We start from the raw sequence: 2,011 nt of genomic DNA, 5'->3' as shown, positions 1-2,011 counted from the left end.
CTCTTCCCAGAGCCTTTTCCTGCCCGGGCAACGGTCGTAACTGGACTGAGGCCAGGGGTACTCGTCGAATTGGAAGCCATTGCATTTACCGGAGCGGAGGACAGCTAGTCCCGAGAGCGGGCGTCCTCCTGTATCCAGGACTGACTATCGCACCGCGAACCCTTGGCGCCCTTTGGATTCGTCCAGCGGAAGGAGGAGGCGGACGGCCCCACGCGCCGTCCGTCGGGCGCGATGCCTGGCGGTGGCGCCTTCTGTGGTGGCTGATGATGTGTTGGGTGGGATCGCAGGGGGTTCCGCGGTGATGAAGTTGGCGTGTATGTCGGAACGGTGGGCGTGCACAGCAGTTGGGCTTGCCTGCTCCACCTACCGACGACTGCCCGCCGCGCAGACCCGGCCGATCCAGAAGCCGAGATGCGTGCCTGGCTGCGCTCCTACGCGACCAAGCACCCGTGCCATGGGTTCCGGCGTGCCTGGGCAGCGCTGCGCTACGACGAGTGCCGTGAGATCAACAAGAAGAAGGTCCACCGGCTGTGGCGCGAAGAGGGGCTGAAGGCACGCAGTTGGTTCAGCGTCATGCCAGCGACTCGACCCACGCCCGGTGCAACGCGGCGTACCTGCCGTCGCCGAGGATCAACTCCTCAGGCGGCCCGTCCTCGACGACGCGACCGTGCTCGAGGACCAGCACCCGGTCCGCGACCTCGACGGTGGACAGGCGGTGGGCGATCACCACGGCGGTGCGGTCGGCCAACACGGTCGCCAAGGCGCGCTGCACCAACCGCTCGCTGGGGATGTCGAGCGACGACGTCGCCTCGTCGAGGATGAGCACCGCAGGGTCGGCGAGGAACGCACGCGCGAAGGCGATCAGCTGCCGCTGGCCCGCCGACAACCTGCCGCCGCGCTTGGCCACGTCGGTGTCATAACCGTCGGCGAGCGCGTCGATGAACCGGTCCGCGCCGACCGCCTCGGCCGCCTCGCGCACCTCGGCATCGGTCGCGTCGGGGCGACCGAACCGGATGTTGTCGGCGACGGTGCCCTCGAACATGAAGTTCTCCTGGGTGACCATCACGACGTGGCGACGCAGGTCGGCCTGCGCCAGGTCGCGCAGGTCGACGCCATCGAGGGTGACGGCCCCGGAGGTGGGGTCGTAGAACCGGGCGATCAGCTTGGCAATGGTGGTCTTGCCGGCGCCGGTGGTGCCGACGAGCGCCACCGTCTGCCCCGCGGGGATTCGCAGGTGCAACTCCGGCAGCACCGGTCGGTCCAGTGCGTAGCCGAACCTTAGGTCGCGGAACTCGATGTCGCCGTTGACGTTCGACAACTCGATCGGCTGCTCGGGGTCCTGGATGCCCGGCGCCTCGGCGAGCACGCCCGCGATCTTCTCCAGCGCAGCGGCCGCCGACTGGAAGGTGTTGAAGAATTGCGAGATCTCCTGCATGGGCTCGAAGAAGATCCGCAGATACAGCAGGAACGCGGTCAGCGTGCCGAGCGTCATCTCGCCGTGCAGCACCCGGTAGCCGCCGTAGAGCAGCACGCCGCCGGTGGCGATGTTGCCGACGAGCCGCACGGCGGGCATGAAGACCGCGAGAAGCTTGAACGCCCGCTCGTTGATGTTCTTGTAGCCGTCGGCGACATCGGTGAAGATCTGCTGATTGCGCGGCTCGCGGCGGTAGGCCTGGACGGCCTTGATGCCCGTCATGGTCTCGACGAACTGCACGATCACCAGGGCCGCGCTCTCGCGCACCAACTTGTAGGTCCGCGACGACTGCGTGCGGAACCACCACACCAGCAGCACCAGAACAGGGAAGGCGCACAGGCACATCAGGCCCAGCTTCACGTCAAGCACGACGAGCAGCACCGACGTTCCCAGCAGCGTCAGGACGGCGGTGATGAGACCGTCGAACCCGGTCTCCAACATGTCCTGGATGGCCTCGACGTCGTTCGTCGAGCGGGCCACCACGCGGCCGGAGGTGTAGCGATCGTGGAAGGCCACGTCGAGCCGCTGGAAGTGCAG

The 2,011-nt window shown here is 67.2% G+C and carries 1 protein-coding gene and 1 pseudogene; one reads left to right on the top strand and one right to left on the bottom strand.

Annotation, left to right across the window (positions count from 1 at the left end):
- Nucleotides 1-411 precede the first annotated feature (411 nt).
- Nucleotides 412-546 (top strand): annotated as a pseudogene (locus ACRDUX_RS10585) (IS3 family transposase); the annotation flags it as partial.
- Between the two features lie 25 nt (nt 547-571).
- Here the strand turns inward: ACRDUX_RS10585 and ACRDUX_RS10580 are convergent.
- Nucleotides 572-2,011, bottom strand: a 1,440-nt coding sequence (locus ACRDUX_RS10580) for an ABC transporter ATP-binding protein (RefSeq protein ID WP_526413635.1), incomplete at its 5' end; no start/stop codon positions are given.

The sequence above is a fragment of the Mycobacterium sp. genome, from assembly GCF_050701675.1.
Taxonomy (GTDB): domain Bacteria; phylum Actinomycetota; class Actinomycetes; order Mycobacteriales; family Mycobacteriaceae; genus Mycobacterium.
Note: the sequence above shows the minus strand (reverse complement) of the source record. Positions and strands in the feature narration are given on the sequence as shown.